Source organism: Ruegeria sp. HKCCD6604 (assembly GCF_013110635.1).
Taxonomy (GTDB): domain Bacteria; phylum Pseudomonadota; class Alphaproteobacteria; order Rhodobacterales; family Rhodobacteraceae; genus Ruegeria.
Genome location: NZ_WVQW01000001.1, coordinates 847439 through 873454, shown reverse-complemented (window position 1 = coordinate 873454; position 26016 = coordinate 847439). Strand labels below are relative to the sequence as shown.

30 protein-coding genes are annotated in these 26016 nt (G+C 57.9%); 16 read left to right on the top strand and 14 right to left on the bottom strand.

Annotated elements, in window-relative coordinates; genetic code table 11:
- Positions 1-158: 158 nt before the first annotated feature.
- The 3 genes from GS614_RS04370 (at position 159) to GS614_RS04360 (ending at position 3430) form a co-directional block, all read left to right on the top strand.
- Positions 159-767, top strand: coding sequence for a carboxymuconolactone decarboxylase family protein (locus tag GS614_RS04370; protein ID WP_171725580.1), 609 nt, complete (start codon positions 159-161; stop codon positions 765-767).
- A gap of 261 nt (positions 768-1028) precedes the next feature.
- Entirely contained in the window at positions 1029-1952 is a 924-nt protein-coding gene (gene ppk2 / locus GS614_RS04365; protein WP_171205518.1) for a polyphosphate kinase 2, read from the top strand.
- Positions 1953-2071: 119 nt separating this feature from the next.
- A complete protein-coding gene (locus GS614_RS04360) occupies positions 2072-3430 on the top strand; it encodes an MATE family efflux transporter (RefSeq protein ID WP_371809376.1) in 1359 nt (452 codons plus the stop codon).
- Here the strand turns inward: GS614_RS04360 and GS614_RS04355 are convergent.
- Both GS614_RS04355 and GS614_RS04350 read right to left on the bottom strand, forming a co-directional pair.
- Complete coding sequence (locus GS614_RS04355; protein ID WP_170343830.1) at positions 3427-3828, bottom strand: hypothetical protein; 402 nt, start codon at positions 3826-3828, stop codon at positions 3427-3429. The two genes, GS614_RS04360 and GS614_RS04355, sit on opposite strands and share 4 nt — an antisense overlap.
- A 2-nt stretch (positions 3829-3830) precedes the next feature.
- Positions 3831-5033, bottom strand: a complete 1203-nt coding sequence (locus tag GS614_RS04350; RefSeq protein WP_171205520.1) for a pyridoxal phosphate-dependent aminotransferase — start codon at positions 5031-5033, stop codon at positions 3831-3833.
- 92 nt (positions 5034-5125) lie between these two features.
- On the opposite strand from GS614_RS04350, the gene GS614_RS04345 reads away from it, so the two are divergent.
- The 3 genes from GS614_RS04345 (at position 5126) to GS614_RS04335 (ending at position 6347) form a co-directional block, all read left to right on the top strand.
- On the top strand, positions 5126-5518 hold the full coding sequence (locus tag GS614_RS04345; RefSeq protein WP_171115209.1) for a helix-turn-helix domain-containing protein: 393 nt from the start codon (positions 5126-5128) through the stop codon (positions 5516-5518).
- A 29-nt stretch (positions 5519-5547) separates the two neighbouring features.
- Positions 5548-5772: a succinate dehydrogenase assembly factor 2 gene (locus tag GS614_RS04340; protein ID WP_170344713.1), complete on the top strand. Its 225-nt coding sequence runs from the start codon at positions 5548-5550 to the stop codon at positions 5770-5772.
- A 77-nt stretch (positions 5773-5849) separates the two neighbouring features.
- A complete protein-coding gene (locus tag GS614_RS04335) occupies positions 5850-6347 on the top strand; it encodes a MarR family winged helix-turn-helix transcriptional regulator (protein WP_371807722.1) in 498 nt (165 codons plus the stop codon).
- 117 nt (positions 6348-6464) lie between these two features.
- Here GS614_RS04335 and GS614_RS04330 read toward each other — a convergent pair whose 3' ends face one another.
- The gene (locus tag GS614_RS04330; RefSeq protein ID WP_171725579.1) at positions 6465-7166 is read right to left on the bottom strand and encodes a DUF1194 domain-containing protein; all 702 of its coding nucleotides are present in this window, start codon (positions 7164-7166) and stop codon (positions 6465-6467) included.
- A complete protein-coding gene (locus GS614_RS04325) occupies positions 7163-7591 on the bottom strand; it encodes a VOC family protein (protein ID WP_170343834.1) in 429 nt (142 codons plus the stop codon). The genes GS614_RS04330 and GS614_RS04325 overlap by 4 nt, the downstream gene beginning before the upstream one ends.
- Before the next feature lie 175 nt (positions 7592-7766).
- On the opposite strand from GS614_RS04325, the gene thyX reads away from it, so the two are divergent.
- A complete protein-coding gene (thyX, locus tag GS614_RS04320) occupies positions 7767-8675 on the top strand; it encodes an FAD-dependent thymidylate synthase (protein WP_152458489.1) in 909 nt (302 codons plus the stop codon).
- A 364-nt stretch (positions 8676-9039) separates the two neighbouring features.
- Here thyX and GS614_RS04315 read toward each other — a convergent pair whose 3' ends face one another.
- Complete coding sequence (locus GS614_RS04315) at positions 9040-9246, bottom strand: cold-shock protein (RefSeq protein WP_152458488.1); 207 nt, start codon at positions 9244-9246, stop codon at positions 9040-9042.
- Between the two features lie 214 nt (positions 9247-9460).
- Here GS614_RS04315 and GS614_RS04310 point away from each other — a divergent pair, with 214 nt between their 5' ends.
- Both GS614_RS04310 and GS614_RS04305 read left to right on the top strand, forming a co-directional pair.
- Positions 9461-9778 carry an ArsC/Spx/MgsR family protein gene (locus GS614_RS04310; RefSeq protein WP_152458487.1) on the top strand — a complete coding sequence of 106 codons (318 nt, stop codon included), beginning with the start codon at positions 9461-9463 and terminating at the stop codon, positions 9776-9778.
- A 40-nt stretch (positions 9779-9818) separates the two neighbouring features.
- The gene (locus GS614_RS04305) at positions 9819-10187 is read left to right on the top strand and encodes a hypothetical protein (protein ID WP_152458486.1); all 369 of its coding nucleotides are present in this window, start codon (positions 9819-9821) and stop codon (positions 10185-10187) included.
- Position 10188: 1 nt separating this feature from the next.
- On the opposite strand, the gene GS614_RS04300 is transcribed toward GS614_RS04305, so the two are convergent.
- The 5 genes from GS614_RS04300 to thrS all read right to left on the bottom strand — a co-directional run bounded on the left by GS614_RS04300 (position 10189) and on the right by thrS (position 14873).
- Positions 10189-10707, bottom strand: coding sequence for a DoxX family protein (locus GS614_RS04300; protein ID WP_171167483.1), 519 nt, complete (start codon positions 10705-10707; stop codon positions 10189-10191).
- Positions 10704-11465, bottom strand: a complete 762-nt coding sequence (locus tag GS614_RS04295; RefSeq protein ID WP_171725578.1) for a DNA-binding domain-containing protein — start codon at positions 11463-11465, stop codon at positions 10704-10706. The genes GS614_RS04300 and GS614_RS04295 overlap by 4 nt, the downstream gene beginning before the upstream one ends.
- Positions 11462-12319, bottom strand: a complete 858-nt coding sequence (locus GS614_RS04290) for a DUF692 family multinuclear iron-containing protein (protein WP_171725577.1) — start codon at positions 12317-12319, stop codon at positions 11462-11464. Before GS614_RS04290 ends, GS614_RS04295 begins: the two co-directional genes overlap by 4 nt.
- Positions 12320-12390: 71 nt before the next feature.
- Complete coding sequence (locus tag GS614_RS04285; protein WP_170343841.1) at positions 12391-12693, bottom strand: DUF2282 domain-containing protein; 303 nt, start codon at positions 12691-12693, stop codon at positions 12391-12393.
- A 221-nt stretch (positions 12694-12914) separates the two neighbouring features.
- Positions 12915-14873, bottom strand: a complete 1959-nt coding sequence (gene thrS / locus GS614_RS04280; protein WP_171725576.1) for a threonine--tRNA ligase — start codon at positions 14871-14873, stop codon at positions 12915-12917.
- Between the two features lie 193 nt (positions 14874-15066).
- Between thrS and GS614_RS04275 the strand changes: the two genes are divergently transcribed.
- The 4 genes from GS614_RS04275 (at position 15067) to GS614_RS04260 (ending at position 18267) form a co-directional block, all read left to right on the top strand.
- Complete coding sequence (locus GS614_RS04275; protein WP_171615789.1) at positions 15067-15816, top strand: alpha/beta fold hydrolase; 750 nt, start codon at positions 15067-15069, stop codon at positions 15814-15816.
- Complete coding sequence (locus GS614_RS04270; protein ID WP_171327789.1) at positions 15816-16808, top strand: carboxylesterase; 993 nt, start codon at positions 15816-15818, stop codon at positions 16806-16808. The genes GS614_RS04275 and GS614_RS04270 overlap by 1 nt, the downstream gene beginning before the upstream one ends.
- A gap of 49 nt (positions 16809-16857) precedes the next feature.
- Entirely contained in the window at positions 16858-17472 is a 615-nt protein-coding gene (locus GS614_RS04265; protein ID WP_171329040.1) for a hypothetical protein, read from the top strand.
- Positions 17473-17556: 84 nt separating this feature from the next.
- The gene (locus tag GS614_RS04260; RefSeq protein ID WP_171725575.1) at positions 17557-18267 is read left to right on the top strand and encodes an alpha/beta fold hydrolase; all 711 of its coding nucleotides are present in this window, start codon (positions 17557-17559) and stop codon (positions 18265-18267) included.
- Between the two features lie 9 nt (positions 18268-18276).
- Here GS614_RS04260 and GS614_RS04255 read toward each other — a convergent pair whose 3' ends face one another.
- Entirely contained in the window at positions 18277-18870 is a 594-nt protein-coding gene (locus GS614_RS04255) for a DUF6151 family protein (RefSeq protein ID WP_253285283.1), read from the bottom strand.
- On the bottom strand, positions 18870-20141 hold the full coding sequence (phaZ, locus tag GS614_RS04250) for a polyhydroxyalkanoate depolymerase (RefSeq protein WP_171115225.1): 1272 nt from the start codon (positions 20139-20141) through the stop codon (positions 18870-18872). Before phaZ ends, GS614_RS04255 begins: the two co-directional genes overlap by 1 nt.
- Positions 20142-20252: 111 nt before the next feature.
- Here phaZ and GS614_RS04245 point away from each other — a divergent pair, with 111 nt between their 5' ends.
- The 3 genes from GS614_RS04245 to phaR all read left to right on the top strand — a co-directional run bounded on the left by GS614_RS04245 (position 20253) and on the right by phaR (position 23319).
- Positions 20253-22055: an alpha/beta hydrolase gene (locus GS614_RS04245; protein ID WP_171725574.1), complete on the top strand. Its 1803-nt coding sequence runs from the start codon at positions 20253-20255 to the stop codon at positions 22053-22055.
- Between the two features lie 130 nt (positions 22056-22185).
- The gene (locus tag GS614_RS04240) at positions 22186-22632 is read left to right on the top strand and encodes a phasin family protein (protein WP_152458475.1); all 447 of its coding nucleotides are present in this window, start codon (positions 22186-22188) and stop codon (positions 22630-22632) included.
- A 135-nt stretch (positions 22633-22767) separates the two neighbouring features.
- Positions 22768-23319: a polyhydroxyalkanoate synthesis repressor PhaR gene (phaR, locus tag GS614_RS04235; RefSeq protein WP_152458474.1), complete on the top strand. Its 552-nt coding sequence runs from the start codon at positions 22768-22770 to the stop codon at positions 23317-23319.
- Positions 23320-23383: 64 nt separating this feature from the next.
- Here phaR and GS614_RS04230 read toward each other — a convergent pair whose 3' ends face one another.
- A complete protein-coding gene (locus tag GS614_RS04230; RefSeq protein WP_170343849.1) occupies positions 23384-24598 on the bottom strand; it encodes a DegT/DnrJ/EryC1/StrS aminotransferase family protein in 1215 nt (404 codons plus the stop codon).
- 112 nt (positions 24599-24710) lie between these two features.
- A complete protein-coding gene (locus tag GS614_RS04225) occupies positions 24711-26015 on the bottom strand; it encodes an FAD-dependent oxidoreductase (RefSeq protein WP_171725573.1) in 1305 nt (434 codons plus the stop codon).
- Position 26016 lies beyond the last annotated feature (1 nt).

Genomic DNA, 26016 nt, shown 5'->3' with positions numbered 1-26016 from the left:
GACTTGCCGTGTTTGTGTTTCGGGAAACCGGGCCGATGATCGAATTGCGGTCTGTGCTGGTCCGGGTTCTTTCTGACGGGGTGTCGAATTCGTCTCGCCTCGGGCTCAAAGCGCTTCTAGTCTTTGAAGGACAGGCAATCACGTCAACAGGAAGCCAAATGAGCTGGATCAGAACCATCCCATTCGAGCAGGCCACAGGCAGGCTGAAGAAACTCTATGACCGCGTCACGGGCCCGGGCAACAATGTGGACAATATCATGATGGCGCATTCGTTGCGGCCGCATTCGATGGAAGGGCACATGGCGATCTACAAGGCAGTGCTGCATCACTCGGGCAACAAGATACCGAAGTGGTTCCTCGAGGTGCTGGGTGTGTGGGTCAGTTCTCTGAACCGATGCGGATATTGCGTCGAACATCATTTCGCAGGGTTGCAGCGGTTGCTGGACAACGAAGAACGGGGAAACGCGATCCGGGCCGCGATCGAAGCCCGCGATCCGGCCGCCGCGCCATTGGATGCAGCGCAGGTGGCGGCCATGACCTATGCGCGCAAACTGACCGAGGATCCGGGCGATCTGGTCGAAGCGGATGTGACGGCGCTGCGCACGGCAGGGTGGGATGATGGAGAAATCCTCGAGATCAATCAGGTCTGTTCCTACTTCTCTTATGCGAACCGCACGGTTCTGGGGCTGGGATGTTCGACGGAAGGCGACGAATTGGGTCTGTCGCCCAACAACTCTGACAACCCTTACGATTGGGGGCATAGATGAAGCCTGAAACAAGGGGATCAGCGACCCGGTGCGCCAAACGGGCGCCAGCCTCGGCCATGTTGGCCGAGGTCGATTAGACGATCCTATTGAGGATTCAGGCAAGGGCCGCTCGGGCACAGCTTGAAAAACGGCGTTTGTATCGGAACCTTGTATCCAGTGCGGAATATATGGGTTTTTGAGGCATCAATTTGACCCCAATCAAAGCGCATCCGTGGCCTTTCTGCTAGCTCCTTTCCGGGACAACAGAAAAGGAAAGATTTCATGGAAGCCATTGCTCGGGTCGAAACAAATTCAACTCAGGTCAAGACCAGGCCGACGCCGGTTGCAGAGGTCGCAGAGCCCAGCCCTGAAAAGATCCGGCAGGCGTTTGAAAGCGGCAAGTACCCCTATGGCCGCAAGATGGCGCGGTCGGTGTACGAAGAACAGAAGGCCAAGCTTCAGGCAGAGTTGCTGAAGGTTCAGTTGTGGGCGCAGGAAACCGGGCAGCGTTTCGTTCTGCTGTTCGAAGGGCGCGATGCTGCCGGCAAGGGCGGTACGATAAAGCGGTTTATGGAGCACCTCAATCCGCGTCAGGCCCGGGTCGTGGCCTTGAATAAACCCACTTGGGAAGAAAAGGGGCAGTGGTATTACCAGCGCTATATTCAGGAACTGCCAACAGTTGGCGAAATGGTGTTCTACGACCGGTCCTGGTACAACCGCGCCGGTGTCGAGCGGGTGATGGGCTTCTGCTCTCCCAATGAATATCTGGAATTCATGCGGCAGACGCCAGAGTTGGAGCGGATGCTGGTACGTTCGGGCATCCAGCTTTACAAATACTGGTTCTCGGTCACGCAGGAAGAACAGCAGCGTCGTTTCAAAAGTCGCGAGACGGATCCTCTGAAACAGTGGAAATTGTCACCGATTGACAAGGCCAGCCTCAGCAAGTGGGACGATTATACCGAAGCAAAAGAGGCCATGTTCTTTTACACCGATACCGCGGACGCGCCGTGGACGATCATCAAGTCGAATGACAAGAAACGCGCGCGGCTGAATTGTATGCGCCATTTCCTGTCGACGCTGGACTATCCGGGCAAGGATCACGACATTGTGGGTGAGCCCGATCCGTTGATCGTGGGGCAGGCGCATCACGTGATTCACCGCTCCGAGCATATTCTGGGTACAGCACTGCATCCGGACGCTCGTTAATCACGCCGGTGCCCGCCTGGACTGCGCAAGCGGGCACCGAAGTATCATGTTGACATTTTAGCGATCATCTCTTGTCTCGCGCCAAGCCCGCGCATATGGCTGGTGCGATGACAAAAGTGATGACATATCCGGCCCACTTTCGGGCAATTGCCGTGCTTGGCCTGCCGTTGATCGGTGGCCATCTGGCGCAGTTTGCCATCGGCCTGACCGACACCGTCATGCTGGGCTGGTACGGGGTCGAGGCGCTGGCGGCGGTTACCCTGGCCAGCAGCTATTATTTCGTTCTGTTTTTGTTTGGTGCGGGGTTTGGCTGGGCCGTCATGCCGATGGTTGCCACCGCCGCGGCAGAAGGGGACGAAACCAGCATTCGCCGCTCGACGCGCATGGGGCTGTGGTTGTCACTGCTATACGCTGCGGTGGTCATGCCGTTGTTGTGGTGGTCCAATCCGATCCTGATCGCCATGAAACAAGAGCCGCATATCGCTGAAACCGCGTCGGAATATTTGCGTGTTGCCGGTTGGGGGTTGTTTCCGGCGCTCATCGTGATGGTGTTGAAGTCCTACCTTGCGGCTCTGGAGCGAACTCAGATCGTGCTGTGGATCACGGTTACGGCGGCGGTTGTGAACGGGTTTACCAACTATGCGCTGATCTTTGGCAACTGGGGCGCGCCGGAACTGGGCGTGATGGGCGCTGCGATCGCTTCGATCGCGACGCAGGTCGTTTCACTGGTCGCTGTTGTCGTCTATGTGGTCCGGACCTTGCCGGAACACAGCCTGTTCCAGCGCTTCTGGCGTCCGGATTGGGAAATGTTCATCAGCGTGTGGAAACTGGGCGTGCCCATTGGCCTGACCACCCTGGCCGAGGTGTCGCTGTTCGCAACATCCGCCGTGATGATGGGCTGGCTGGGTCAGGTCCCGCTGGCCGCGCACGGGATCGCCCTGAATCTGGCGTCGGCCACATTCATGGTGCACCTGGGGCTGTCAAATGCGGCCACCATCCGGGCCGGCAACGCGTTGGGCCGCCGGGACAAGGCGCATCTGGAGAAAGGTGCGATTGCCGTGACTGGCATGTCGCTGGTCATGTCCGTCGTGACCGTCATCCTGTTCCTGACATATGCCGAGCCGCTGATTTCCCTGTTCATGGAGGCCGATGATCCGCAGCGCGGACAAATTCTGGCAATCGGGACAGGATTGCTGGCCATGGCTGCCCTGTTCCAACTGGTCGACGGGGCGCAGGTGATTGCGCTGGGACTGCTGCGTGGTTTGCAGGATGCCAAGATACCGATGGTTATGGCGGCGCTCAGCTATTGGGTGGTGGGAATTCCGGCGTCCTACTATTTCGGCTTCGTCCGTCAGATGGATGGCATCGGTGTCTGGCTGGGACTGGTGCTTGGCCTGGCCTTCGCGGCGGTGCTGCTGATGGCCCGGTTCTGGATGCATTCGGTGCGGCAGATGCAGGCGCCAGCGGAACCTGCCTAGTCTTTGCTCAACCGGTCGGCCTTTTTCCGAACCAGAACCGTGCGCAGATCGTGCATCGCCATCAGCAACCTGTCGGTTACATCCTCAAGCTGTTCGTCGCTTGCCTTGGACTGCGCCCATTGCGTTGTCAGATTCAGATAGTCGACAGCGCGGTGAATGTCGTCGATGTCGCGCTGGGCCAGTACGGCCCGGCGCTCGTCCATCCATTGGGCGATCTCTGCCTGATCCCGTTCGGACAAAACCCGTTGGCCGTGCGGCTTGACCTCACCGTTGCGGATGTTGATGACGGCGATCTGGTCCATCTCGATCCGGCGCTGGCGGTTTTCCGTATCGATCCGAAACACCGCGGCCCCGTTTTCACGGATACGAAAATAATATTCGGGCAGGTCGGCAGACATGTTTACCTCAGAGATGCACAAAAGCGCTGTATACGAGCGCAAGCTTCGGTCAGGGCTGCATCGGACGTCGCATAGCTGACCCGGAAGTTGGGTGACAGGCCGAAGGCCGCGCCAAACACGACGGCGACATCCGCCTCTTCCAGCAGGGCCGTGGCAAAGGCTTCATCGTTTTCGATGACGGTTCCCGCGGGTGTCGTTTTGCCAATCAGCCCGGCGATCGAGGGGTAGACATAAAACGCGCCCTCGGGTGTCGGGCAGGTTATGCCGTCAATCTCGTCCAACATGCGCACCACCAGATCACGGCGGCGTTTGAACGTTTCATTGTTCGGCGTCAGAAAATCCTGTGTTCCGTTCAGCGCTTCCACCGCCGCCCACTGGCTGATCGAGCAGGGGTTCGAGGTGGATTGCGACTGGATCTTGCGCATCGCCGAGATGAGTTCGACCGGACCGGCCGCATAACCGATGCGCCAGCCGGTCATGGCGTAGGCTTTCGAAACACCGTTGCAGGTGAGCGTCCTGTCATACAGGCCGGGCTCCACCTCGGCAGGCGTGCAGAATTCAAACCCGTCATAGGCCAGGTGTTCATACATGTCGTCCGACATGATCCAAACATGCGGATGGCGCATCAGAACATCGGTGAGGGCCTTGAGCTCATCCCGGCTGTACCCTGCGCCTGTCGGGTTCGAGGGCGAGTTGAAGATGAACCACTTTGTCCTTGGGGTGATGGCGGCTTCCAGTTGTTCTGCCGTCAGCTTGAAGCTGTTGGCCAGCGTCGTTTCAACAACAACCGGCGTTCCACCTGCCAGCAAAACCATGTCGGGGTAGCTTACCCAATATGGCGCGGGGATGATCACCTCGTCACCGTCATTCATTGTTGCCATCAAGGCGTTGTACAGCGTCTGCTTTCCGCCCGTTCCAACCGAGATCTGCGCGGGCGTGTAGTCAAGCCCGTGATCGCGCTTCATCTTGGCGCAAACCGCCTGCTTCAGTTCCGGAATGCCGTCCGGTGCGGTGTACTTGGTTTTTCCGGCTGCAATCGCTGCAACGGCGGCGTCCTTGATGTTTTGCGGGGTGTCGAAATCCGGCTCACCCGCGCTCAGGCCGATCACGTCGCGCCCGGCGGCTTTCAACTCGGCGGCCTTGGCTGTCATGGCTATCGTGGGCGATGGTTTAACGCGTGACAGTGTCGCAGACAGGAAACTCATGGATGGCCTCGGTTTGTATGTTCAACCCGACTGTCATAGGGTGCGCCGGAATGACGATCAAGCCGAATGGACAATGTGAATTGGAGACCCCGATGAATGATGAAAAAGACTGGTATGGACCTGAGTCAGCGACATTCGGGGACCGTCTGGCAGGCGCGCGCGAAGCGGCCGGAATGACCCAGGCAGAGCTGGCGCGCCGCCTTGGCGTCAAGAAGACGACGATTGTCGATTGGGAAAACGATCTGTCCGAGCCGCGTGCGAACCGGTTGTCGATGATGGCGGGGCTGGTCAATGTCTCGATCATGTGGCTGCTGACCGGTGAGGGCGATGGCATGGATGCCCCGGTGGAAGAGGGCGAAGGTGGAATGGAACTGTCGACCGCGGTGGCCGAACTGCGCGCCATCCGAGGAGAGATGCGGGTTTGCGCTGAACGTGCGGCGCGTCTGGAAAAGAAAATGCGTCTGATGCTGGAGCAGAAGAATTGAGTGAACCCCGGGACGTACGCATCAAGCGAATGAAAATGCGATCCATGCGGCGCGGGATCAAAGAGATGGACATCATCCTGTCCGCTTATGCCGATCGCAACCTGGCAGATATGGATGCCGCCGGGCTGGATGTCTTTGACGCGCTGCTGCACGAAAACGATCAGGACCTTTATCAATGGGTCACAGGTCAGGTGCAGCCGCCGGCGCAGTTTGCCAGTCTGATTTCAAACATCGCGCAGACCTTTCAGAAATAAGAAAATACCGGCTTAACCGATTTTTCGGACTTTCAGGTCATCGTGTCTCAAACAGCACGACTGAATCGGAGGGTCGGATGAGTATGGAAATGCAGGTCTCCGGGCTTGAAGCCAAGGGGTTCATGACCAGCTATCTTGAGGCGCTGGCCCTGGTGGAGCGGCTGCATCGGTTGCTGCTGGATGTCATCAAGGATGAATTCGAGCGCGTCGGCGTGCTGGAAATCAACGCGGTTCAGGCGCTGCTGCTGTTCAATATCGGCGATCACGAAGTGACGGCGGGCGAGCTGAAAAGCCGCGGCTACTATCAGGGCAGCAATGTCAGCTACAACCTCAAGAAGCTGGTTGAGATGGGGTATATGCACCACCAGAGATGCGAGATTGACCGCCGCTCTGTCCGCGTACGTCTGACACCACGAGGCAGGGAAATCCGCAATATCGTGTCCGACCTGTTTGCGCGTCACGCCGAAGGATTGCAAAGCAGGGGCGTGTTGGAGTTGGAAGGTATCGAAGACATCACCACGTCACTGCGCCGGGTGGAGCGATATTGGACCGACCAGATCCGATACATCTACTGACCGGGGTTGTGTGTCGCGCAGAACCAAAACCGTCCTGCACTGATGCACAGGCCTGGCGGCCTTGTTCAAATGCCGGTCCAGAGAACAGGCCCGCAAAAGCAGCACTCAGGCGCGGATTTATTGCGGGTCTTCATCAAGCGCACCAATCTGCAAACCGCTCAATTCCCGTTTCAGCTTTTTCCGCATGGCCCGTTCGAAATCTTCGAACCCCTGAGCGACCTCCAAAAAGGCACCGGGACCATGCAGGACGTTGTTTTCAAAAAACGGGATCAGAAAAAGTTCGCCTTCAAAATCAGCCGCGTTGATCACGAGGCCATTGACCACCACATTCTGGAAAGCGAAGTGACGATAGGCTATCTGCGGCCCATAGCCATCGTTGTTTGAACCATCTCCGGACAGGTCAATCGTTTGAAACAAGCAGTCGGGTGCTTTGTTCATCAAGGTTGACCCGAAAGCCAGGGCATAGCCCATGGCGGTCGCTGATCCGGTATCTGATCGCACGGAACCACCTATCTGACCGGAGGCGAACAGCAGGTCAGCAACATCTTCTATCAGCAACCAATTCAAAATGACGTGCTGGGTGGAACGACCGCTCCATTCGTAAACAGCCAAAGCAACCGGCATAGGAGAGGAGAAAAAGGCCTCCTGCACTTCGGGTGCGATCAGCGCAGCCGCCAAACCCTGCCGTTGCAGCAAGTCCTCGGCCTCATCGACCGACACTGAAATGTCCATGGCCAATGCAAGGGCCAGACGACACGTCTCGGCCTTGATCGGGCTGGCCAGCACGGCCAACCCAAGCGTTATGACCCACCGGATCACCAGTGGCCAACGCTTTCCATGCTGGCCCAGGGTTCCTTCGGCTCCAAAGCATCGCCGTTTTGCAAAAGCTCGATCGAGATATTGTCGGGTGAGCGTACAAAGGCCATGCGACCGTCACGCGGAGGGCGATTGATCGTGACACCATTGTCCTGAAGGTGCTGGCAAACCTCGTAGATGTTGTCGACGCCGTATGCAAGGTGACCGAAATGGCGGCTGTCGCTGGGAAGGCCGTCATCACCGTCCCAGTTGTAGGTCAGCTCGATCGGCGCATCCTCCTGCCCCGGAGGGGCCATGAAAATCAGTGAAAATCGCCCGGCTTCGCTGTCATAGCGGCGTGTTTCCTTCAGGCCCAGAAGCTTGTAAAACGCCATGGATTTTTCCAAATCCTTCACGCGGACCATGGTGTGAAGATATGTCAGCGCCATTTTGCTCATCCTTTTCGACTCAGTTTGCAAAGAGCTTAGCGCGCCGACCTAGTGTGTCGAGACCGCTGGGTCTGGCGAACTGAATTTTGCGTGGGTTGCGGCATATATCGCGGTTTCGATGTTGCGGTTGGCGAGATATAGTAGGGGGCGACTCATTGCCAGAAAGGAAAACTTGATGCCGCTGTCCGCTGACCAACAGGCCGAGATCGAAGCGCAACGTGCCCAATCGCATCCCACTCGTCGCGTCGTTTCAGCGGGAATGGAAGATCACCTGTACACCGCGCATCAGGTTTTGGATCACGGCTTTGTCCGCGTGATTGATTATATGGGCGATGATGCGGCCATCTGTCAGGCCGCGCGCGTGTCTTACGGCAAAGGAACCAAATCGGTTCAGAATGACGAAGGTCTGATCCGGTATCTGATGCGGCACTGGCATTCGACCCCTTTCGAAATGTGCGAGGTCAAACTGCATGTGAAGCTGCCGGTCTTCGTGGCGCGGCAGTGGATTCGGCACCGTACGGCCAATGTAAATGAGTATTCGGCGCGATATTCAATTCTGGATCGTGAGTTCTATATTCCCGCACCCGAACATGTGGCCGCCCAATCAGAGGTGAACAATCAGGGCCGTGGCTCTGCTCTGGAAGGTGAAGAGGCCGCGCGTGTTCTGGACATCCTCAAGGCCGACAGCGCCCGGTGCTATGACAATTACGAGTCGATGATCAGCCAGGACGGGCAGCAGGGTCTGGCTCGAGAATTGGCGCGGATGAACCTGCCTGCAAACATCTATACGCAGTGGTATTGGAAGGTCGACCTGCACAACCTGTTCCATTTTTTGCGACTGCGCGCTGACCCTCATGCTCAATATGAGATCCGCGTCTACGCTGATACGATGTGCAAGATTGTCGCCGACTGGGTGCCCTTTGCCTATAAAGCATTCGAGGACTACCGTCTTGGGGCCGTCAACCTGTCGGCTCAGATGGTTGAAAGCCTGCGCCGCATGCTGGCGGGTGAGGACGTCACGCAGGAAAGCTCGGGCATGACGGCTCGGGAGTGGCGCGAATTCGAAGAGATCATTCGCAAATAGAATTCGAATTGCCGGGCGCCAATTTTTTCGGATTGTCATGCCAAGCGATCCATCGCCTAAGCAGAGTGTGGGCTTTTGCGACGCATGCACGATGACCTGAAACCGGAACGAAGGGCGTCGCAACGTGCCAGCGTCGCCCCGAGCACACAATGAAAGCCTGGGAAATCCGATCTGGGGGCGGGGCTGGGATCAGGTCGCAGGAACCCGGGGTATCCGACACCACAGCAACGGATATACACCATCGACGCCGCGCAAATGAACAATCCGCGCGCGGGTAATGGAACAGGCCCGGTAGGGGGTGGTTGACGGCCGGAAATTGGCCGCCATCCTTAATGGATCCATCCCGCGATCAGCGGGGATGTCGTTACAACGGCTTCAATTCCGCAGCCATTTGTCGGCCGTCGCGTCCGTCCTGCAACTCGTACGAGACTTTCTGATTGTCTGCGAGTCCGGTGAGGCCGGACCGTTCTACGGCCGAGATATGTACAAACACATCTTTGCCCCCTTCATCAGGGGCAATAAAACCATAACCTTTAGTGGTATTGAACCATTTCACGGTGCCGGTTGGCATGTCCCGTGTCTCCTTCTACTTGCGCATTGTCCCACAAATTGGTGGGGGCTGTGGTCAGCGTCACCACAAAAAAGACTGTTTGGCACTTTCTGAACAGTCCGTTTCGTGTGTTTCGCCTTTTTCAACATTGCACGGTGAAGTAAAAAATCAAGAATAACCGCCTGAAACTGGCAAGTTTGCCTAAAATGCAATCAAATGCAGGAGCAGTAAAAACATGCGCCTTTATGGATTGAAAACCTGTGACACCTGTCGCAAAGCATTGAAAACGTTGCCAGACGCAGAGTTCGTGGATGTCCGCAGCGACGGCGTGCCGGATGCTGTGCTGTCGCAGGCTCTTGCTGACTTCGGCGACGCTTTGCTCAACACCAGGTCAGCGACATGGCGCGGATTGGATGACAACCAGCGCGCGAAAGCACCTTTGGAGCTTTTGAAACAGCATCCCACCCTGATGAAGCGCCCGTTGATCGAGAAAGGCGGAGAGCTGTTTCTCGGCTGGACTGCGGAAACACGCACGCAGCTTGGTATTTCTTAAGGAATGCTTATGTGCCTGCAAGCAACAGTGAGGACGTTAAATGCGTAATGCCGCCATGATCTTGGGCGTTATTGCCGGGCTGATCGGGATGATCGTCGGGTTTTTCGGGTATGCGAAGGTGGTCGTCATCGATCACGTCGGCGAGATAGACGGCGTTCTGAGGCAGGTGGACAACCCTGACCTGATTCAGGCTGTGTCGATCATTGCGCCTTTGTTGGCCATTGCCGGGGGGGCGATGGCGCCCGCGCGCGCCCTCGTTGCAGGGATCCTGCTGCTGATTTCAGCGGCGGCGATGTACTACGCCTTCGGATTTGGTGTGTTCACCATGTTCCCGATCGCGTTTGCCGGGGTTGCCGGGGTGCTTGGGCTGGCAGCAGGTAAGCCAGACCAGCCCAAAGCGCATTTCTAGGTCATTTCAGACGCAGGATCCGATCAAGTGAGATGGGGCCTGCACCGTTGATCACGATCACCAGCATCATGAATGTCCACATCGTGCGCTGATCCATAATGGATGGCGCCGCGTCGAACAGGCTGCCCAGTTTCACGCCATGGCCGGTGACGTCGACCAGAGTCTGCACCCAGATGAAACCGATCATACCCAAGGCCGCCAGACGGGTGAACAGACCGACCAGCAGCAGCGCGGGAAGGACGAATTCTGCAACCGTGCCAAAAAAAATGACGACCCGTTGAAAGAACGTCATTTGGGATACGTCGTAAAGGACGGCTTCGGCGGCTTTGGGGAAAATCTGACCGAAGGCACCGGCTGAAGGTGAAAAGATCGAGCCGTCGATCTTCAGCATAGCCGAGTTCCAGTAATAGACCAGAAGAACCGCGACAAAGACCAGTCGCGCCAGAGTGGGTGTAAGCCAGTTGGACGCCAGGTCCACCTTTCCCAGAACATTGTTGTGAAGTGAGATCAGGGCAGTCATGTCTCCAGCCTTTCGATAGTCACAGAAGTTATTGCACCGCCCTGCAAAAGCAGTGCCAGAGTGGTTCCAAGGTCAAATTCCGGCTGCGCCGCAGCGGTTTTTTCAAATGCTTCGCCGATCATGTCGCCGCCTTGCATATGGGCGATCCAATCGGCGCCGCCGGCGGGCAACAACTGGGCAACCGGGTCGAATTCCGGGCGCGTGATCAAAACATCCTCGGCGCGCGCATCGGGTTTCGGCGCGTCGGTTTCGGTGTTGAAACGCCAGATCGCGTGAATGGGCCAGTCCGAGCGTACCACCCGCATGGCCGGGGCAAAACGCAGCCGGGTTCGCATGACCTGTTCGGGGTCTGCGGCCAGCGCGTCTGCCGGGGCGGGTTGGCTGTCGGCGGCGTGGTACGACTTGCGCAACGCAAGTTCCAGCCGAGCCACATCCGGCAGGTAACCAAGATGGGAAAGCTGCTGCATTCCGGCCAGAAATTCGGGAAAGGCTTCACCGTAGAACATCATCAGCGGTGATGATGGCGGGTGCTGGCGCAGAAATATCCCGGCCAGCCCGTCCATGTTCTGTGGCCCCAGCAACTTGGTGATGACTGGAAACGCCTGATGCATCGCCTCGGTCAAGGACACGGCGACATTGTTGCGATAGACGCTGAACCGACGACCGGCTGGCTGCGCCTGGGCGTCAAGCAAACCTTCGGGGACAGGGGCTGACGCATCCATCATGGCCGCGCGAAATTCGGATTGCGAAACGCTCATGCCGGGATCCGTTCAAGGGCGGTCTGCGCGCGAACGGCCTCTTCCCGCAAAATGGACCAGTCCGGTACGTCGGTGTCCCACTCGATCAGGACGGGTTTCGGCCCCGTGCGTTCCAGCACGTAATCCAACAGCGCCCAAACCGGGTCGACCACTTCACGCCCGTGGCTGTCGATCAGCAGCGGATGGCCGTGATCGTCTTCATCCTCGTCATGGCCGCCAAGGTGAATTTCCCCCACTTTTTCAAGTGGGTAGGCATCGATGTAACCCTGAGGAGAAAAGTCCAGATTGGTGGCAGAGACAAAGACGTTATTGACATCCAGCAACAAGCCACAACCGGTGCGACGCGCAATTTCGCGCAGGAAGTCGGGCTCGGACCAGGTGCTTTCTTCAAAAGCCAAATAGCTTGAGGGGTTTTCCAACAGCATCTGCCGTCCGACGGTGTCCTGAACCTGATCGATATGATCGCAAACGCGCGTCAGTGTTGCGTCGGTATAGGGCAGGGGCAGCAGGTCGTTGTAGAAATGGGTGTCATGTGTGGACCAAGCCAGGTGTTCGGAAAAGCTGGCGGGATTCAGCCAACCCACCAGATGTTTCAGCCGGGCCAGGTGATCAGGGTCCAGCGCGCCTTCGCCGCCGATGGACAGGCCGACGCCATGGACCGAGATCGGGAATTGTTCGGAAAGGTGGCGCAGCTGCGCCAGAGGCCGCCCGCCGTCGCCCATGTAGTTCTCGGCATGGATTTCCAACCATGCGACGGGCTGTGCGTGTTCAAGTATCTGAGCGAAGTGTTGCGGCTTGTAACCAACGCCCGGCGCTGCGGGCAGACGGTTCGACCGTTGGGCATCATCCAGCATGGGTCAGTTCCTTGATCACGAAAGGGAAGGGGCGGGCGATGGTGCCCGCCCCTGAATTCGTCAGGCCGTTCTTATGCCGGCAGGTCGCGATCCTGAGCTTCCAGTGAGCCTTTGCGCGGGGTGCCGTCTGCCTGTGCGGGCAGTTCGATATCCGCGCAGGTGCCTGCATCAACCAGGGTCCATGCGTTGCCCTGATAATCAACGGTCGAGGTGCCCGCGCAGGTGGTGCCGGGGCCCGCGGCGCAGTCGTTCTGACCGGCCAGCGATACGCCATAGCATTTTTCCTTTGCCTGAGCGGATGCAGTGGTTGCGGCGCCCGATACGGCGGCTGCGACTGCGGTTGCGATAACCAGGGACTTGGCTGTGTTCGACATCTCGGTAATCCTCTTGATGACTGGGTATGTCTGCTTGTGACAATGACAAAGGTAGTAGCTTGGTAGACAGAGTTGAATTCACGAGCCCGTGTCTCACAAGCACGTCAAGGGGCGGCGTGCCCTCTTGCAGCGTAATGCATTGTTTTTGATGAAGAAAGAGTGAATTGTTTCAATCTGGCCCCAATTCGGGGGCCAGATTCCCAGCAATATGCTGCCGATTGTTACAGCAAATCCGGCGGGGTGGCTGCCTGCGACAGCTCGTTTGTTACAACGTCAAGCGGTTGGACCTGCGTCTGTTTTTCGCCCAGACGCCGGACACTGACGGTGCGGTCTTCAACTTCGCGATGGCCGACGGCCAGAATGACCGGAACTTTGCCGACCGAGTGTTCACGAACCTTGTAGTTGATCTTTTCGTTGCGAATGTCGGCTTCGGCCCGCACACCGGCGCCGCGCAGCGTTTCGACCACTTCGGCGACATAGCCATCCGCATCGGAGGTGATGGACGCAACCACGACCTGACGCGGCGCAAGCCAGAAGGGCAGCTTGCCGGCGTGTTCTTCGATCAGGATACCGATGAAACGCTCGAACGAGCCCAGCGTCGCGCGATGCAGCATGACGGGGCGGTGCTTGCCACCGTCAGCGCCGACATAGGTGGCTTCAAGGCGTTCGGGCAGAACGAAATCAACCTGGTGCGTGCCGCATTGCCAATCGCGACCGATCGCATCAGTCAGAACAAATTCCAGCTTGGGACCATAAAAGGCGCCTTCACCGGGGTTGAGCTCCGGCTCGATCCCGGCAGCACGTGTCGCGCTGAGCAACGCGGCTTCGGCCTTGTCCCAGACTTCATCCGACCCCGACCGTTTCTCGGGGCGATCCGAGAATTTGACCGAGAAGTTCTCGAATCCCAGATCCTTGTAGATCCGGGACAGGAACCGGATGAACTCTGCGGTTTCTGACTCGATCTGGTCTTCGGTGCAGAAGATGTGCCCATCGTCCTGGGTAAAGCCGCGCACACGCATGATACCGTGCAGCGCACCTGACGGCTCATAGCGGTTGCAAGACCCGAACTCGGCCATGCGCAGCGGCAGGTCACGATAGGATTTCAGGCCCTGATTGAAAATCTGCACATGGCAGGGGCAGTTCATCGGCTTGAGCGCGTTGATCGCCTTTTCGCGGGCATGTTCCTCGTCCACTTCGACGATGAACATGTTTTCCTGATACTTGTCCCAATGGCCCGATGCTTCCCACAGTTTGCGGTCTACAACCTGCGGCGTGTTGACCTCGACATAGCCGCCGTTGCGCTGCTGACGGCGCATGTAGTCCTGCAACTGGGTGTAGATCGTCCAGCCATTGGGGTGCCAGAAAATCTGGCCGGGGGCCTCTTCCTGCATGTGGAACAGGTCCATCTCGCGGCCCAGCTTGCGGTGGTCGCGCTTGGCGGCCTCTTCCAGCATATGCAGGTGCGCTTTCAGCTTTTCCTTTCCGGTGAAGGCCACACCATAGATACGCTGCAACATCGCACGGTCGCTGTCGCCACGCCAATAGGCGCCGGCGATGGACATCAGCTTGAACGCATCCCCCGGAACCTGCCCGGTATGTTGCAGGTGCGGACCTCGGCACAGATCCTGCCAGTGCCCGTGCCAGTACATGCGCAGCGGCTCGTTGCCGGGAATAGCCTCGATCAGCTCGACCTTGTAGGGCTCGTTGTTGGCCTTGTAGAACTCGATCGCCCGCTCGCGGTCCCAGACCTCGGTGGTGACGGGATCACGCTTGTTGATGATCTCTTTCATCTTTTTCTCGATGAGGCCGAGATCTTCCGGCGTGAACGGCTCTTCGCGGTCGAAGTCATAATACCAGCCGTTTTCGATGACAGGGCCGATGGTGACCTTGGTGGCGGGCCAGATCTCCTGAACCGCGCGCGCCATGATATGGGCCAGATCGTGGCGGATCAGCTCATTGGCCTGGGCCTCATCCTTTATGGTGTGGATGGCGATCTGCGCGTCGGATTCGATGGGCCATTGCAGGTCCCAGTGCTGGCCGTCAACGGTGGCCGAGATGGCCTTTTTGGCCAGCGAGGTTGAGATGTCGGCAGCCACCTGCGCGGGCGTGACGCCTGCGGCGTAGGTGCGTGCATTGCCATCGGGAAAGGTGAGAGAGACGGATTGAGAATCCAAGGCCATATCGGCTCTCCTCGTCGGTTTGGCGCCCACTGAACGCCCGGTTGCGGGTTATGTGTGTTCGGCCCATGTGGCAGGTGCAACAATTACTGTCAAGTGTCGCAAGGTGCGTAGCTGACGCAACGGGAAATCGAATTCCGGAATTGCGACCATCGTGCTGCCGTGCATGATGTTGCCTAAAGAGAAAGAGGATTTCATGGCAGCGACGGATTTTCTGGAGACGCCGCAGGGGCGGCGACTGGCTTATCACAAGACCGAAGGGGCAGGACCGACCATCGTTTTTCTGGGCGGGCTCAAATCGGACATGGAAGGCACCAAGGCCGTGCATCTGGAAGCCTGGGCACAGGCGCGGGGGCAATCGTTCTTGCGGTTCGATTATTCCGGCCACGGCGAAAGCTCGGGCGCGTTCACCGAGGGCTGTATCGGTGACTGGCATCAGGACACATTGGCTGCGGTAAAGGCATTGACGGACGGACCTTTGATCGTGGTTGGCTCATCAATGGGGGGATGGCAGGCATTGCTGCTGGCCAAAGTCATGCCCGAGCGAATTGCAGGCATGGTGACAATCGCCGCCGCGCCGGATTTCACCGAGGACGGGTATTGGGCTTCGTTCAGCGACGAACAAAAAGCTGCGCTGGACACTGTCGGCCATGTCGAGCTGCCGTCCGACTATATGGAACCCTATATCATCACCAAGCGCATGATCGAAGACGGACGCCAGAATTTGGTTCTGCGGGGCGCACTGGATCTGCCGTTCCCGGTTCGTTTCCTGCAAGGCACCGCAGACACGGCAGTTTCGACCGAAACAGCCGTGCGGCTGCTGGAACATGCTGCGGGCCCTGACATGCGGCTGCTGTTGGTCAAGGGGGCCGATCATCGCTTCTCGGACGAGAAGTGCCTGCGTCTGATCAAGACCGCGGTTCTTGACGTGTTGGGAGAAGCCTGATGCGGCGCTTTGGTTGGTTTCTGGGGCGCGCTCTTCTGGCGCTGGTTGTTCTTGGCGGCCTGGTCTTCTGGTTCGGCCCGCGCGAGGAAGTGAACCTGCACCCGACCTTTGACTCTCGAAAATTTGGTGAAGGTGTTCAGGTTTATTTTGAAAGCACCGAGTCTGCCTATGATGACATCGTTCCGGGTGTCGAAAAACGCGTGATCTGGCAGGACGGGTTCAAGGAACAGCGCACGCCGTATTCTGTTCTGTACATCCACGGTTTTTCAGCAAGTTCCGAGGAAATCCGCCCTGTTCCTGATCTGGTGGCTGACGCTTTGGGCGCCAATCTGGTCTACACGCGGTTGCAAGGTCACGGTCGGGATGGGCCGGCGATGGCCGAGGGTACGGCCTCGGGCTGGATGCAGGATACCGCAGAAGGGCTGGCAGCGGCGCGCGCGGTCGGGGAAAAGGTGATCGTCATTTCCACCTCGACCGGAGGAACGCTGGCGGCGGCCGCTGCGTTGGATGCAGACCTCAGCCAGGATGTGGTCGGCATGGTTTTTGTCTCGCCGAACTTTGGTGTGAATACCGTCGCGGCGTGGGTGCCTTCATTGCCATGGGCAAGAAGCTGGTTGCCTGTTTTGATGGGGCAAGAACGCGATGTGTCAGGGCCGGACCCAGAGAAGAACAGGTACTGGACGTCGGTCTACCCGTGGGAAGCCGTCGTGCCGATGTCCGTGCTGGTGGATACGGTCTATGCACTGGATTTCTCTGAGGCCCTGATACCCGCCTTGTTCTGGTTTTCGGATGATGATCAGGTTGTGCGGCCGGACCGGACGCACAAGGTTGCCGAGGCCTGGGGCGCTCCGGCAACGGTCAGGCTGGTGACGATGGGGCCGGGTGACGATCCGTCTTCACATGTTATCGCGGGGCGGTTGATGTCGCCGGGTCAAACCGATGCCGCCGTTGCTGGTACTCTGGAGTGGCTGAAGGGCTTGGGGGTGGAATAAACCCTGATTGATTGGATAAAAAGGACGCAAGATGCGTAAGCCGGGCAGCATGTGGAGCCTTGAGACCCTGGGTCGTGTCCGCTTGTCCCGGCATTTCTTCATGCGCGATTTTCTGTATTCGGAAATCGGCAACTTCCACCAAAAGCAGAATATTCCGGACAACCCGGATCTGGCGATCGAAACAGGCCGCGCGTTTTGCGAAACCCTTCTTGACCCATTGGAAGAGACATTTGGCCGGGTCGCGGTCAGGTCGGGTTATCGTTCATCGTCCTTGAACCGGTTTGGCAATGAAAACAAGCTGAACTGCGCCCGAAACGATCACCCGCTGGAATGCCATATCTGGGATCGCGGGGAAGGGGATGCGCGGATTGCCGGGGCATCTATCGTTATCCCGTGGTTCGCGGATCAATATGCGCAGGGCAGGGACTGGCGAGATCTGGCGTGGTGGATGCACGATCATCTGGAGTATTCCGAAATCTGGTTCTTCCCCAAGCTCTGTGCGTTCAACCTTGTCTGGCGGCCCAGGCCGCATCGCCGGATCGACAGCTATATTGCTCCGCGTGGGTGTCTGTTGAAGCCCGGCGCTGAACCCGGTGAAGACCTTGCGACGCGGCAAGCCCGTTACGCCGATTTTCCGGCATTTCGCGCCATCGCCTACCCGTGAAGTTTTCCTTGCCCGGCTGCGGCAAAACTCTCATCCTGACAACAACTGGAAGGACTCGGAAAACCGAGCAGATGGAGCCCCCGCGTGAACGAACCGCTGGTGTTGTTGCCTGGGTTGATGTGTGATGCCCGGCTGTTTCGACCTCAGATCGAGGTGTTGTCACGGTCGCGGCCCGTCACTGTTGCACCTGTTTCCGGAGGCGAGCGAATTGAAGAGATCGCCTCGGGGCTGTTGGATCAGCTTCCACATCGGTTTGCATTGGCCGGGCAGAGCATGGGTGGTGTGGTGGGGCTGGAACTGATCCGGCGGGCACCGGAACGGGTGACGCGCTTGTGCCTGATGTCGACGGACGCACAGGCGGACACACCTCAGATCGCGGCCAGCCGCGAGGATCTGATCATCGGGGCCCTGGGTGGGCGGCTGGAAGAGGTCATGCGCCAACTGGTCGGCACAGATACTTTGGCGCCGGGGCCCAGGCGAATCCCCATTCTGAATGATCTTTTGGCAATGGCGAATGATCTGGGCGCCGAAACTTTTGTGCGCCAAATGCGTGCCTTGCAGCGCCGACCCGACCAACAGGGATCGTTGCGCCGGATCAAAGTCCCCACTTTGATCATGTGCGGTGCCCATGACACGCTTACCCCGGTCAAACGGCATTCTTTCATGTCTGACCTGATACCAGAGGCCGCGTTTGAGATCGTCGAAAATGCCGGGCATCTGCTGCCGCTGGAAGCGCCCGATGCCGTCAACAAAGCCTTGGAAACCTGGCTGAATACTCCGCAAAAGTTTGTCTAGGGGTTTTGTCTAGGGGTAAAGCGCCGCCCGCTCGTCTTTCGAAATGACATTCGGTAGGACCGCAGGATCGCCGGTCTCGGGGTCGAAAAACGGCGTATTCTTCCACCGTCCTGACAGGCGCGATAGCAGGGCGCGGCGCAAAAGGCCAAACGCCGCAAACCTGACCTTTTCGTGTTTTTGTTTTCCATCGGGCCGAGGGACAAACCCACGGGTCGTGACCGGCCCCAATGCGGAAACGTCACCGGTCATCCTTCCGACGATAAACCCTGCAAAGGGCAAACGTGCAGTCCGTGGCGTCGTCGCCAGCGGGGCGTTGCAGCAGCTGGCATACCATCGCAGCATACCATTTGGGCTGAGTTTCATGGCGGAAAGGAATTGGCCTCCGGCGGTGATTTCGATTTCATCCGGTGCCATCTGGAAGATGTCGACCGGGCCGGGCGCCGGGTCGGGCTGCCCGAAATACAGCTGCGCCGCGCGGCAGTCATGACAGAAACACTCGACATGGGTTCCAAGCCGAACACCCCGGTCCGAGATTTGACCCTTCAACTGGCCGCAACTGCAGGAAAAGGCAAGGCCACCATGTGCCGGCCCGCCCATGTTCATCAGGCGACCTTGTTGGTGTTCGCTGCGCGGCGACGTTTCTTGCGGCTGTTTTCGTTCATGAAATCAATCACAAGCGGGCGAATGTTGTCGCGCCAGCTGCGGCCCGCGAAAATGCCGTAATGACCCGCGCCGGGTTCTACGTGACTGGCCTTTTTGCTGTCTGGCAAACCGGTGCACAGGTCCAGTGCAGCAATACATTGCCCGGGCGCCGAGATATCGTCATTCGCACCTTCGACCGATTTCACGGCAACATCGGTGATTTTGCCGATATCCACCTTGTGGCCGGCGACAACAAATTCGTTGCGTGCGATCTCGCGGTTTTTGAAGACGCGTTCGACCGTCGACAGATAGAACTCGGCCGTCATGTCCATCACCGCAAGATATTCGTCATAGAAACGGTTATGGGCATCCAGGTCCGAGGCTTCGTTGCGGATAACACGCTGAATCTGATCGGAAAACGCCTTGGAGTGGCGATCGGCGTTCATCGACATGAACGAGGCCAGTTGCAGCAGGCCGGGATAGACCATACGCCCGACACCTTTGTACTTGAATCCGACCCGTTGAATCATGGTTTCTTCCAGCTGACCCATCGTCACACGGCGTCCAAAGTCGGTGACGTCGGTCGGGGTCGCGTCCGGGTCCACCGGCCCGCCAATCAGTGTCAGAGTGCTGGGTTGAGCCTTGGGTTCGACCTCGGCCAGATAGGCGGTGGCCGCCAGTGTCAGCGGGGCGGGCTGACAAACCGCGACGACATGCGTGTCCGGCCCCAGTTCCTTCATGAAATCTACAAGGTAGAGCGTGTAGTCTTCGACATCGAACTTGCCGGCAGACACAGGAATATCGCGCGCATTATGCCAATCGGTGATGTAAACTTCGCAATTGACCAGCAGGCTTTTGACGGTCGAGCGCAGCAGCGTGGCGTAGTGGCCGGACATGGGCGCAACCAGCAGGACCTTGCGCGGTTGTTCTTCCCGGCCGTTGACACGGAAGTGAACCAGATCGCCAAAGGGGCGTTCCAGAACTGTCGTGATCTCGACCAGATGGTCCTTTCCATCCTCGCAGGTGAAAGTACGAATGCCCCAGTCAGGTTTGACGATCATTCGCTGGAAGGTTCGTTCGGTAACTTCGCCCCAGGCAGCCATCCAGCTGAACGCCGGGTTGGGTGTCATGGAAAACAGCGGGTAGGACGCCATCGCGCTTGCGGTTGCACCAAGCCACTGGTTGGTGTTACGCATGGACTCCATAAGGTCGTAGGTCATCATATAGCGCATAAATGGGGCCTCCTGAGTGTCATCCTGAGAGTTCGGACCATTCGTCGCTTTGCCCCCCAGCACCCACGACGTTATTCTGCATGGCAGCGAGGTTAGGGTGGAATTGTTAAAATGACAACAAGTGAAGACCAAATGCCGGACGTGTCCGAAGAACATATTGAACGAATTAAAGAAAATATGGAAAAGGTCGAGCAGCTCTCGAAGCGCCTGATTGAAATTATGGCGTCAAAAAAGTCGCACACCCCATCGCTGGACGGCCCGAATCAAGAGCTTTTCGCACGAGCAGCAACGGCGTATTGGGCCGATGCATGGCAAAATCCCGCCAAACTGTTGGAGCAACAGATAGAATTCTGGGGCAAGTCGGTTCTCAACTTTGCCGAAGCGCAGAAAGCGCTGACTACGGGTGAGGTGGAAACCAAGGAAACCAAGCCCGGTGACAAACGGTTCTCCAATCCCCTTTGGGAGACAAACCCTTATTTCCGACTGATCCGGCAGCAATACCTGACGAACGCGGAAGCGATTGCGCAGGCTGTCTCGTCGGTCGATGATCTGGATGCCAAGGACAAACGACGCCTACAGTATTTTTCGCAGCAGATCATCGACATGATGGCGCCCACGAATTTTCTGGCGACTAACCCGGATGCTCTGGAAAAGGCGGTCGAGACCGAAGGTCAGTCGCTGATAAAAGGGTTGGAGAACCTTGTTTCAGACCTCGAAGCCAATGATGGCGAGTTGGTCGTCAAACTGGCGGATGAAAGCGCGTTCGAGGTTGGTGGAAACCTGGCGACAACGCCGGGCGAGGTCATATATCGCAACCGGATGATGGAGCTGATCCAATACAAGCCGGTGACTGAAACGGTTTATGAGACGCCCATCGTTCTTTTCCCGCCCTGGATCAACAAGTTCTATATTCTGGATCTGAAAGCCCAGAACAGCATGATCAAATGGATCACCGAACAGGGCTATACCCTGTTTGTCGTAAGCTGGGTGAACCCGGATGAAAGCTATGCCGAAACCGGCATGGAAGACTATATTCAGGACGGTTTCCTGACCGCAATCGAAACGGCCAAGAAGATCTGCAAGGTCAAACAGGTCAACGCTGTGGGTTATTGCATCGCGGGCACGACGCTGAGCCTGACCTTGTCTTTGCTGAAACAGCGTGGCGACAAGTCGGTCAAATCCGCAACGCTGTTCACGGCACTGACGGATTTTTCCGATCAGGGTGAGTTTACGCCATTCCTGCAAAACGACTTCATCGACGGAATCGAAGAGGAAGTAAAAAAGGAGGGCGTTCTGCGGTCGTGGATCATGGCGCGCACCATGTCGTTCCTGCGATCACGCGACCTGATTTATGGTCCGGCCATTCGCAGCTACATGATGGGGGAAGTGCCTCCTGCCTTTGATCTGCTTTACTGGAACGGCGATGGTGCAAACCTGCCAGCAAAAATGGCCGTGGAATATCTGCGAGGCCTCTGCCAGCGCAACGAGTTCGCGACCGATGGTTTCGAGTTGATGGGGCACAAGCTGAAACTCGAAGACGTGGATGTGCCGCTGATGGCCATAACCTGCGAAACCGACCACATCGCGGCATGGAAAGACTGTTACCGCGGCGTGCAGAAAATGGGCTCGCGGTCCAAAACCTTCGTGGTTTCAGAATCGGGTCATATTGCGGGTATCGTGAACCCGCCCAGCAAGAAGAAATATGGCCACTACACCAACCCGGATATGAAGTCGGACGCCAGCACCTGGCTGAAAGAAGCTGATTTTCACGAGGGGTCCTGGTGGCCAATGTGGGACGCGTGGTTGAAGAAGCGGTCCGGCAAGCAGGTTCCGGCCCGTGAGCCGGGTGATTCGAAGCACCCGAGCCTTGCATCCGCACCCGGGACTTATGTTGTGGCGAAACCAAACGCCTGATTTCATTTTGAAACTTAAAAATTCTGCGTCGCAGCAAGAAAAAACTTGCAATGCTGCGGTGCAGCAATCATATTGTCCTCAAGCTGATGAAACCCGGGGTGGGCCCGGACCGGCTAAAAGGATTAGGACAATGGCAAAGACCCAAGACTTTACCGCGATCATGAAAGACATGATGGGTGCATTTCCGGTGGACACCACCGCAATGGAAGGCGCATTCAAATCGACCGCTTCGCTGAACGAGAAGCTGTCGGGCGTTGCCCTGGACGCTGCTGAGAAATCGGCCGAGATCTCGAACAAATGGACCAAGGACACCCTGGCCAAGCTGAGCGAGATGTCGAAAGCCAAGGCAGAGCCTGCTGACTACGCAAAAGCCGCAACCGACTTCGCAAGCGCGTCGGCTGAAGTTGCAGCTGAAAATCTGGCCGCTTTCGCTGAAATCGCGAAAAAAGTTCAAACCGAAACCGTCGAGCTGCTGATGGCTGCCGGCAAAGACGCCGCGGAAGAAGCAACCGCTGCCGTCAAAAAGGCGACCAACGAGGTCACCACCGCAGCTAAGAAAGCTGCAGCTGCAAAGTAAGAAACGTCCGCGAAGCGCACCCAACCCTCCCATTAGGTGCAATCGCGTTGGGCAGGTCCATTGACCTGCCCTTTCTTTTTGTGCTGCACTCGCATAACCTGTGCTGCAACGCATCATCCTTGGGGAGGGAACCCGGTGTCGGACCAAGAAAAACCGCTGCTTATCAAGCGCTATGCCAGCCGTCGGCTGTATAATACCGAGACCAGCGATTACGTGACGCTCGAAGATATCGCGGGGTTCATCCGCGACGGGCGCGAAGTGCAGATCATTGATCTGAAAACAGGCGATGACCTGACACGTCAGTATCTTCTGCAAATCATTGCCGAACATGAAAGCCGGGGTGAAAACGTGCTGCCGGTGAATGTACTGAATGATCTGGTGCGCAGTTACATGCTGCCGGGCGGGGGAATGATGCCCCAGTTTCTGCAAAGCTCGTTCGAGATGCTGCGCGAAAGCCAAAACAAGATGATGGAAAACATGAGCGCGATGAATCCGATGTCTCAGATGCCGGGTTTTGACGCGTTGCAGGCGCAGCAACAGGCTTTCCTGAAGGCGATGACCAGTGGGCTGTCCAGCGGATGGTCCAGCCCGGAAAAGGAAGAGGACAAGTCCGAACCGAAAGAGGATCTGGACGACATCAAGAAACAGCTGGCCGAGTTGCAGCAAAAACTGTCCAAGCTGAATTGATCCGTTCCGAACAAAGAAACAGGCCCGCATCGTGCGGGCCTTTCTTGTTCAAAGTGCCTTCGTCTTACGTCCCGTAAACCGGCATCGGGCCGGTCACTTCGCCAACCGATGCCAGCAGGATGTCTGCAATCACGTCCAGCTCTTCGCGGGTCAGTCGGACGGGCAGGCGCACGTCACAGGCCTTCATCAGCATGTCGCGCGTCTTGGGCAGGTCGAAAGATTCCGGAAGGAATTGCCAGTTCCAGAAGGCGCGGGCGTTGTCTTCGCTCAGACCAAAAACCTGAACCTTGACGCCGCGCGCCTCGGACGCTGCGGCAAAGGCGCGGATCTCATGTTCCTGCATTCCGACAAGATTGAACTGGATCGAATCCGGCGCACGCTGCTCGGGGGGGAGCGGGGCGGGAACCTCGATATGAGGCGAGGTGTTCAGGCGGCCGGCCACGTAATCGTGGTTCGCCAGGCCATCGCGGACGCGGCGCGCCAGTTCCGGAAGCTGCGGACGGATCACGGCGGCGCTGAGGTTGCTCAGGCGAAGGTTGTACAGCGGCAGCTTGTTCTGCCAGCGGGCAAAGGCCTCTTGCAGTTCGGGTGAGTTGTCGCCCTGCGGACCTTTGTGCTTCTTCCAATTGTGTTCATACGCGCCCGACATGATGACGGCCCGCGCGACAAGATCTGCATCGTTCGTGATCAGGATGCCACCTTCGCCGGCATTGATCATCTTGTAGGATTGGAATGAGAAACATCCGGCCTTTCCGATCGTACCGATATTGCGGCCATGCCATGTGGTGCCCAGCGAATGCGCGGCATCCTCGATCACCGGAATGTTTCGTGCGTCGCACAAGGCCATGATCGCATCCATGTCGGATGTATGCCCGCGCATGTGGCTGATGATGACAGCCTGAATGTTGTCCAGCTTGGCTTCGAAATCGGCCATGTCGATGCGATAGTTTTCACCCACTTCGCACAGAACCGGAATGCAGTCGGCGTGGACGACCGACGACGGTACGGCAGCGAAGGTGAAGCCCGGGATAAGAACACGCGCGTCACGGGGCAGGCCCAGAGCTTTGAGCGACAGAAACAGCGCGGCCGAGCAGGACGACACCGCCAAGGCGTACTTCGTGCCCAACAATTCCGCGAACTCTGCCTCAAGCAAGGCCACAGGGGCATCCTGCGGTGCTGTATATCGGAACAGATCACCTGACTGCATCAGGGCCTCGATCGCGTCCTTGGCGGCGGCAGGGATGGGCTCGGCGTCGTGAACGTTGGGGGGCAGCGTCATATTTGGAATTCCCGAATTCTATCTTTGGGAAAGATAAAGATATTCGGAAGGCAATCCAAGTCCCAATCGCCGGGCAGGCGAAAATTCACCAATCTGTCGCAATTTACGTGGATCAGATTCCAAGCCGGTCGCGCAGTGCGAACCACGTCATGGCCAGCACAAGCAACGGATTGCGCAGGGCGGGGCCGCCGGGGAAAGACAGCGCGGGCACGCGTGCCATCGTGTCAAACCCTTCGGCCTGACCCTGAATCGCCATCGCCATGAGTTGTCCGGCATGGGTCGCAGTGCCGACACCGTGACCGGAATATCCCGAAGCCGAAAGGATATTGGGTGCAACACGGGCCAGATACGGCATCCGCCGCATGGTAATGGCCAGCGTTCCGCCCCAGGCATAGTCGATCTTCACATCCCGCAAATGCGGGAAAATTTCCGTCATGGGTTTGCGGACCTTGGCGGCGACATCCGATGGAAAGCGATAGCCATAGCTTTCGCCGCCTCCGAACAAGAGGCGGCCATCGGCGCTTAGGCGAAAGTAGTTCACCACGAATTTCGTATCCGCAACCGCCACATCCCGGGTCAAAACCCGCGCGGCATCCTTTCCTAGGGGCTCGGTGGCCGCGATGAAATTGTTGATGGGCATGACCCTGGCGGCGACGGAACGATTGAGATCGCCCAGATACCCGTTGCAGGCCAGAATGACGTGCTTGGCCCGAACGTTGCCGTGTGCAGTTCGGATCACTGCCGTCTGGCCCTCGTCGATCCCGGTCACTTCGGTGCTTTCATGGATGCGAACGCCCGCTTTGGCCGCGGCTTGCGCCAATCCCAACGCAAAGTTCAAAGGGTGCAGATGCGCCGCACCCGTATCCAGATACCCCCCGTGATAGGCTGGTGACGGGCACAGCGAATGACCCGCGTTTTCGTCCAGCAGCTCGATCTGGTCGTATCCATACCGCTCGGAAAGATGGCCGGCGTGGTCATGCAGCTCTTTCTGCTCGGATTTGCTCAGGCCCAGAACGGCGACACCGGGTTTCAGGTCACACGCGATCCGGTGTTTTGCAATCAGGGATTTGACCAGATCCTTGGCGTCTTCGGCCAGTTCCCACAGCCTGGCGGCGTCGGCATCGCCTACAAGACGCTCGAGGTCTTCCTGGTCCATCCGCTGCGCGCTGCCCAACTGGCCGCCGTTTCGGCCCGACGCGCCAAAGCCGACGCGGTGCGCTTCAAGCAGCACGACGTCGAACCCGGCTTCGGCCAGATGAAGGGCCGCGGACAGCCCCGTATAACCGCCACCGACAACGCATACATCCGCCTTGGTGTCTTCTGACAACGCGGGAAAGCGATCCATCGGATGTGCCGTCGCGGCATACCAACTGTCAGGGTACTGGCCCCTGCGGTCATTGGAATAAAGCAGGTTCACG

Excerpts from the sequence above, each read along its gene's own strand:
- GS614_RS04370 (WP_171725580.1), top strand. The coding sequence starts at position 159 with ATGAGCTGGATCAGAACCATCCCATTCGAGCAGGCCACAGGCAGGCTG.
- ppk2 (WP_171205518.1), top strand. The coding sequence starts at position 1,029 with ATGGAAGCCATTGCTCGGGTCGAAACAAATTCAACTCAGGTCAAGACC.
- GS614_RS04360 (WP_371809376.1), top strand. The coding sequence starts at position 2,072 with ATGACATATCCGGCCCACTTTCGGGCAATTGCCGTGCTTGGCCTGCCG.
- GS614_RS04355 (WP_170343830.1), bottom strand. The coding sequence starts at position 3,828 with ATGTCTGCCGACCTGCCCGAATATTATTTTCGTATCCGTGAAAACGGG.
- GS614_RS04350 (WP_171205520.1), bottom strand. The coding sequence starts at position 5,033 with ATGAGTTTCCTGTCTGCGACACTGTCACGCGTTAAACCATCGCCCACG.
- GS614_RS04345 (WP_171115209.1), top strand. The coding sequence starts at position 5,126 with ATGAATGATGAAAAAGACTGGTATGGACCTGAGTCAGCGACATTCGGG.
- GS614_RS04340 (WP_170344713.1), top strand. The coding sequence starts at position 5,548 with ATGAAAATGCGATCCATGCGGCGCGGGATCAAAGAGATGGACATCATC.
- GS614_RS04335 (WP_371807722.1), top strand. The coding sequence starts at position 5,850 with ATGAGTATGGAAATGCAGGTCTCCGGGCTTGAAGCCAAGGGGTTCATG.
- GS614_RS04325 (WP_170343834.1), bottom strand. The coding sequence starts at position 7,591 with ATGGCGCTGACATATCTTCACACCATGGTCCGCGTGAAGGATTTGGAA.
- thyX (WP_152458489.1), top strand. The coding sequence starts at position 7,767 with ATGCCGCTGTCCGCTGACCAACAGGCCGAGATCGAAGCGCAACGTGCC.
- GS614_RS04315 (WP_152458488.1), bottom strand. The coding sequence starts at position 9,246 with ATGCCAACCGGCACCGTGAAATGGTTCAATACCACTAAAGGTTATGGT.
- GS614_RS04310 (WP_152458487.1), top strand. The coding sequence starts at position 9,461 with ATGCGCCTTTATGGATTGAAAACCTGTGACACCTGTCGCAAAGCATTG.
- GS614_RS04305 (WP_152458486.1), top strand. The coding sequence starts at position 9,819 with ATGCGTAATGCCGCCATGATCTTGGGCGTTATTGCCGGGCTGATCGGG.
- GS614_RS04300 (WP_171167483.1), bottom strand. The coding sequence starts at position 10,707 with ATGACTGCCCTGATCTCACTTCACAACAATGTTCTGGGAAAGGTGGAC.
- GS614_RS04295 (WP_171725578.1), bottom strand. The coding sequence starts at position 11,465 with ATGAGCGTTTCGCAATCCGAATTTCGCGCGGCCATGATGGATGCGTCA.
- GS614_RS04290 (WP_171725577.1), bottom strand. The coding sequence starts at position 12,319 with ATGCTGGATGATGCCCAACGGTCGAACCGTCTGCCCGCAGCGCCGGGC.
- GS614_RS04285 (WP_170343841.1), bottom strand. The coding sequence starts at position 12,693 with ATGTCGAACACAGCCAAGTCCCTGGTTATCGCAACCGCAGTCGCAGCC.
- thrS (WP_171725576.1), bottom strand. The coding sequence starts at position 14,873 with ATGGCCTTGGATTCTCAATCCGTCTCTCTCACCTTTCCCGATGGCAAT.
- GS614_RS04275 (WP_171615789.1), top strand. The coding sequence starts at position 15,067 with ATGGCAGCGACGGATTTTCTGGAGACGCCGCAGGGGCGGCGACTGGCT.
- GS614_RS04270 (WP_171327789.1), top strand. The coding sequence starts at position 15,816 with ATGCGGCGCTTTGGTTGGTTTCTGGGGCGCGCTCTTCTGGCGCTGGTT.
- GS614_RS04265 (WP_171329040.1), top strand. The coding sequence starts at position 16,858 with ATGTGGAGCCTTGAGACCCTGGGTCGTGTCCGCTTGTCCCGGCATTTC.
- GS614_RS04255 (WP_253285283.1), bottom strand. The coding sequence starts at position 18,870 with ATGAACATGGGCGGGCCGGCACATGGTGGCCTTGCCTTTTCCTGCAGT.
- phaZ (WP_171115225.1), bottom strand. The coding sequence starts at position 20,141 with ATGCGCTATATGATGACCTACGACCTTATGGAGTCCATGCGTAACACC.
- GS614_RS04245 (WP_171725574.1), top strand. The coding sequence starts at position 20,253 with ATGACAACAAGTGAAGACCAAATGCCGGACGTGTCCGAAGAACATATT.
- GS614_RS04240 (WP_152458475.1), top strand. The coding sequence starts at position 22,186 with ATGGCAAAGACCCAAGACTTTACCGCGATCATGAAAGACATGATGGGT.
- GS614_RS04230 (WP_170343849.1), bottom strand. The coding sequence starts at position 24,598 with ATGACGCTGCCCCCCAACGTTCACGACGCCGAGCCCATCCCTGCCGCC.